General features: G+C 61.2%; 3 protein-coding genes and 1 pseudogene. 1 reads left to right on the forward strand and 3 read right to left on the reverse strand.

Annotation, left to right across the window (positions count from 1 at the left end):
- From ACILRN_RS15400 to ACILRN_RS15410, 3 genes are all read right to left on the reverse strand, one after another.
- Positions 1-1,434, reverse strand: a 1,434-nt coding sequence (locus ACILRN_RS15400) for a DUF882 domain-containing protein (RefSeq protein ID WP_395689775.1), incomplete at its 3' end; no start/stop codon positions are given.
- Positions 1,435-1,671: 237 nt separating this feature from the next.
- A complete protein-coding gene (locus ACILRN_RS15405; protein ID WP_395689777.1) occupies positions 1,672-3,570 on the reverse strand; it encodes a murein L,D-transpeptidase in 1,899 nt (632 codons plus the stop codon).
- A 41-nt stretch (positions 3,571-3,611) separates the two neighbouring features.
- Positions 3,612-5,117, reverse strand: coding sequence for a sigma-54-dependent transcriptional regulator (locus ACILRN_RS15410; RefSeq protein ID WP_395689779.1), 1,506 nt, complete (start codon positions 5,115-5,117; stop codon positions 3,612-3,614).
- A gap of 240 nt (positions 5,118-5,357) precedes the next feature.
- On the opposite strand from ACILRN_RS15410, the pseudogene ACILRN_RS15415 reads away from it, so the two are divergent.
- Positions 5,358-5,725, forward strand: a pseudogene (locus ACILRN_RS15415) (heavy metal translocating P-type ATPase); the annotation flags it as partial.

Raw genomic sequence — 5,725 nt, forward strand, 5'->3', positions numbered from 1 at the left:
GTCGGGTGTAACCAGCAGGCTTCCCTTGCCCTCGCGATTGACCACCTGCAGGTCACCCTTGCCCGCAGCGGAACTCTGCGCCAGGCCGGCGACGGCCAGCTTTGGCAGCAGCGGCTCAGATGCATCTGTGGTGTCGCTGAAGCCTGGCAATGCGTCGGCGAGTGCCACATCATCGAATTGCTGAGGCGCGCCGTCGCGGCGCACTGCCTTGGCCGTATCGAATACCAGCTGTTGTGGCCACCAGAACAGGTCTTCGCCGGCCGCCGAGGCGGTAATCGACCGGATTGTTGGGATTCCCTCTGACTGGCCGTTGCGCAGTTCTTCGGGCAGGCTTGTCTTGCCGCCGCTGGCCGAAGCGGTATCGTCCGTCTCGGTCATGGTTTCAGCCGCAATCACAACCCCAATCGAGTTGCCGTCCAGCGGGGAGGGCGCCTGGCGGGTGCTGGCGTCTGGTGGCGGCGCTGAGGCAGGCTCTATCTTCATATTCACAGCCGCCATCATCAAGACCTCGATGGGTTTTGGCCGCGGCTTCGGAACCGGATAGCCCTGATTGATACCTTCTGAGTCGGCGATCATGTTGCTGCCATCCGCAGTGTCTTCGGAAACGGGCTTGTTGCGGGGCGTGGCCGGTACCGCAGACGCATCCGCACTCATGCCTGCCAACTCTTCGTCATCCTCGGTATAGGCTGTCTCGAGCGGGATCTTCTTCTTGGCCGGCGCCGCCGTGTTATCGGCTCCATCTTGCTGCGAGGGCAGTCCGGCAGCTGTTGCATCAGCCTCTGCCACCTCGACCTCCGGAACCGCCTTCATACCCTTCTTGTTCAAGCGGGCTCCAACGGTCTTGCGGTAGTCTCGCATGATCTTGGCCATCTGTGCCTGGCTGATGGCTGGTCCCCAGTGGCGCACCCGGCCAGAGTCAATGTGGACAAATCCCGTGGGGCCGCCGCCCGAGCGATAATAGCCAACGCCACCGACCTGGCGCACCAGTGCCGAGTTGCGAACCTTCACGGTCGGCACATCGGGAAAGTAGAGGTCGATCGCGTGGCCGATCATGTGCTGGCTCTTTCGCGCCACGTTTCGCCCGATCTTTTTGAGAAAGGCGTTGGTCTTGGGCGAACGGTAACCGGAAATGATGTGGATCGGGGCCTTGGAGCCGAGGTCTGCGTGAAGTTCCCACATCAGGTCAATCGTTCGGGGGGAAATCGTGATCGCCTCGTTACGGCGCCAGTCACGCAGGAAATAGTTGAGCTTTTTCATAGCTGACGGCACATACTTGCCGTTCTTCATGTAGGTGATGGTGATGCTTTCCTTGGTATGCACCTGGTACAGGGACAGCGTTCTCGTCTCGCCACCTGAAAGCGCGGGGGCCTGCCCGCCCAAAATAGCCGACAAAACAATGGATGCCGCCAGAACCGTGGTTGCTGCGGCTTTCATCCAGCGCTTGAAAAAGATGCGACGACCGGTTTCCCTGCAGTCCAAACCCATACCCCACTAACGACCGGTAAACCGGTTCCTCTGGTATCCGTCCAGGCTGCCAACCCCATCCCCGGGCATCGGCTTACACTGAAACCGCGTTTTGAACAAGAATAAGGCCGCGGTGAGGCGGCATTCACGAAGGGTAAATGACTATGTTTAACAAGCGCTTAATCATGCCGTTTTGTTGCGGGCGGGTTAGTTGCGGGCCAGGAATGTGGCCGAGCGGGCCGTCTCCATGGACCGGTCACGGCCATAAATGTCGTTGAAGTACTGGATGTTACCCGATTCATCCGGCCAGGCCGTGAAGTAGGTCAGATAGACCGGGATCTTGGATTTCATGCGGACCGTCTCGCTTTTCTTGGACGTGACGTGCTCTGTAACGTCCTCAGCGCTCCAGCCGAGCAGCACAGAAGCGAACTCACGGGGGTTCTGTACCCGGACACATCCATGGCTGAAGGCGCGGACATCTTCCGTGAACAGCTCACGCTTGGGCGTGTCATGCATGTAGATATTGTGCGAGTTCGGAAACAGGAACTTGATCTCACCCAGCGCGTTGTCGGAGCCTGGCGGCTGGTGGATGCCATAAGGCACCTTACGGCCATAGCTCGACCAGCTGATGGAACGTGACGGCACCACCTTGCCCTGCTGGTTCACAACCTTGAAGCCAATGCGATCCAGGTAGCCTGGGTCGCGCCGCAACTTCGGCAGATATTCATTTGCTATGATGGAGGGCGGCACTCCCCAGGATGGGTTGAAGACCACAAGCTCCATCTCGTCATAGAAGGAGACCGTCTGCGTGTTCGGCTTGCCGACAATGACCCGGGTCTCCCAAACTGTCCGGCCGTTTTCGATCACTTCGGCCGCGAAGGCAGGTGGGTTTACGAACACGTAGCGTGGACCAAGGTTTCGTGGAAGCCAACGCAGGCGTTCCATGTTGTCGATGAGCCGGTTCGCATCTGTCGGCACTGACCCCGCATTGAGGGCCGCCAGCGTCTTCGGCCCGACTGCTCCCGTAGCTTTGATGCCCGAGGCCCTCTGGAAGGAGCGCAGTTGCTCGGATAGCGCTGGCTCAAGCACATCCCGGTCTGCATCCGGACCAGGCGCGGACGGGTAACCGAGGCTGGCCAGCCTGCGACGAAGGGCCGGAACGCGTGGATCGCTGTCGCCCGTCTTGATGATCTCGCCGTCGGCGATCGGCTGCTCTGCAAGCGTGTCGCGCTGGGTGGCGATGAGCTTGGCGAGTGCGTTCTTCATTGCCGCATAGGCAGGATGCGTGGGGTGGAGGCTCTTCAGGTAGTCGGCCGCGAACGGCGACCAGGTGATCACCTTCAAGGCCTCCGGTGCTTCAATCCACCGTGGTGTGATGTCATTGTACCGGGACAGCTTTCTTGGATCGAATTGTCCTCCCGAAGCATCATGCGCATAGCGGAGTGCGGCTGCTGACAGATCAAGGTCGAGCCGCGCCATGGCCGCGGCATCGTGGGTGGGTGGCCTGTCGTTGAAGGTCTGAAGCGGGGTTGGCAGATAGGCCGCAGGATCGAGCCCCTCCTGGTCGGCGGCTGCCAGAAGAGCCAGCACCGACGCGCCCCGCGCACCGAGCGTGCCGTTCTCAAGCCATAGTGGCTGGAAGCCCCGCGCAACATACTGTGCCACCAGCGCCTCGCGTGCCGCCGGCAAAAGGCGAAGTGCCGGGCCGGCTGCTGTCAGCTGATCATGGATGTGGGCGGCACCGGCCTCGAACGGTCGTGGCTCGGTAAGGGCGATGCCGCTCAGCGGTACGAGTTTTGGCGGCATGTAGGTGAGGTTGCCCGTGCCCAGGCCAGGGTCGGCTTCGGGGTCATCGTCAACCACGATCGCCACACGCTTCCTGTTGCTCGGCACGCTTTCGCCCAGCAGCATGTCGCGTTCAGCCCGCCGGTTCATCGTCCGCCGGTTTGTACGCGTGTTCTCGGCGGAGCCTTGCGATGCTCGGCCAAGCAACTGTTCGAAAAATCCAGGCGTGCGCTTCTTGGCGGGTTCCTCGCCGGCGGAGATACCGCTTGTCAGCAGCGCCGTGAGGCCGGTCAATATCGCCAAGCGTAAAGATCTATGCATGAGCCTCACCCGACGAATACACTAAGCCACGGGAGGGAAGACTAGCTCGCGGCCTCCTCAAGGCCAAGGTCTTTCATGCGACGATAGAGGGTCGATCGGCCGATCCCCAGCTTGCGGGCTACCTCCGACATCTGACCCTGATAGCGCGACAGTGCCAGCCGGATCATGTCCGCCTCCACCTCTTCGAGTTTGCGGATGTGGCCACCCTCGGTCACCGCGGGAATGCCGTAGGCGATGCCATCTGAAACGGCTGGTCCGCCCTTGCGCGGCAGCGGTGAACCACTGGCGATCGCCTCCGTGCCGCGGGGCAGCGGGGCCCGGGGGGCAAGTTGTGGCGCGGGCGGAATCCTTATTTCGTAACCCTCAACCAGCGAGGCTATCTGTGGGAAGTCTTCAATTCCAAGCTGCCGGGCTTCGCAGAGGACCATGGCACGGAAGACCGTGTTCTCGAGTTGTCGCACGTTGCCGGGCCAGGCATAGGCACGCAGAAGGTCCAGCGCCTCGGGTGTGATGCCGCGGATTTTCCGGCCTTCCTCCGCCGCGAATCGCGTGATGAAGTGCTCCACCAGTTCCGGAATGTCTTCCTTCCGGTCGCGGAGCGGCGGCACCATGATCGGAAAGACATTGAGCCGGTAGTAGAGGTCCTCTCGGAATTGCCCGGCCTTGACCATCTCGATCATGTTGCGGTTGGTGGCGGAAATGAGCCGGATGCTGACCTTGATGGGCTTGCGGGCGCCCACCGGGTCAATTTCGCCCTCTTGAATGGCGCGGAGCAGTTTTACCTGCATGTCGAGCGGGATCTCGGCGACCTCGTCGAGGAACAAAGTCCCGCCGTCCGCCTCCTGGAATTTCCCCGAGTGGCGGGCCGTGGCGCCGGTGAACGCACCCTTTTCGTGTCCAAACAGGATCGATTCGACGAGGTGCGCTGGAATGGCCCCGCAATTGACTGCAACGAAGGGCTTGCCAGCGCGCTCGCTCTCGCCCTGGATGGCCCGGGCAATCATTTCCTTGCCGACGCCGGATTCTCCCTCGATCAGCACGGGAATGTTGGACTGGGCGCCACGCCGTCCGAGCCTGAGTACATTTGCCATGGCCGGCGAGGAGGCAATGAGGTCGCTGAAGCTCAACGCCCCTCCAACCTTCTTGTTGAGTCGCTTCACCTCTTCCGTGAGTGCATTGACCTTGAGGAGGTTCTGCACCGAGATCCGCAGCCGTTCCGGGCTGACCGGCTTGACCACGAAGTCATCGGCGCCGGCACGCATGGCGGTAATGACGGTTTCAATAGAGCCCTGGGCGGTCTGAACGATCACCGGCAGGTCACCGCGAATAGCCTGCATCCTGTCAAGAAACTCCAGTCCGCTCATTCCGGGCATGTTGAGATCGAGGATGACGAGTTCGATGCTGGCGCCGGATGGGCTGCGGAGCACTTCGATGCCCTTGTGCCCGCCATCGACCGGCATCGGATCGCAGCCGAACCGACGGATCATTTCTTCGAGAATTCTGCGTTGTGCGGGATCGTCTTCGATGATGAGAACGCGGACAGCCATGCGCTTTTGAGCTTCTTTCTTCTAATTCTATTGGCCGGCAGAGCCGAAGTTCGCGGTGGATGATCCGGACCTTGCGCGACTCGCCGTTCTCTCGTCCACAGGCTGCCAGCGAAGGGTAAAGGCGCTGTTAACAGCGAGCCACGTTTGGGGACAGTCCTGATCGCCACAAGCTGCGCGTTCCTGTAATGATCATTGCATTGCCTGCATTGTTTAAGGCAATGAACAATCAAAGAGGGTACATTGAGCCTGGTTCGCATCAGCCTGTTTGCCGTCGCCATGCTCGGGCTTGCGCTCGGGCTGGCGGCGCCATTGGTTGGTCTGGAGACTTTCCAGAACATGATCTGGGGTGCGGCCGCCGGGCTGGTCCTCGCCGCGCTGCTCCTGGAAATCGGCAACTCGCTTATGCGTGGTGACGTTGGGCTCGACATTGTGGCGGGCATGTCGATTTCCGCTGCACTGCTGTTTGGCGAGACCCTGGCCGCGGTTGTCGTGGCGCTGATGTATGCCAGCGGGCGGCTGCTGGAGGACTATGCCGCCAACCGTGCCCGCGCCGACATGCGCGCTCTGCTGTCGCGGGTCCCGAAGACGGCGCTGCGCTATGAAGATGG

This window comes from Aestuariivirga sp. (genome assembly GCF_044238155.1).
Taxonomy (GTDB): Bacteria; Pseudomonadota; Alphaproteobacteria; order Rhizobiales; family Aestuariivirgaceae; genus Aestuariivirga.

What these genes read in the sequence shown, in the direction of transcription:
- ACILRN_RS15405 (WP_395689777.1), bottom strand. Translation starts at nt 3,570, where the DNA reads ATGCATAGATCTTTACGCTTGGCGATATTGACCGGCCTCACGGCGCTG.
- ACILRN_RS15410 (WP_395689779.1), bottom strand. Translation starts at nt 5,117, where the DNA reads ATGGCTGTCCGCGTTCTCATCATCGAAGACGATCCCGCACAACGCAGA.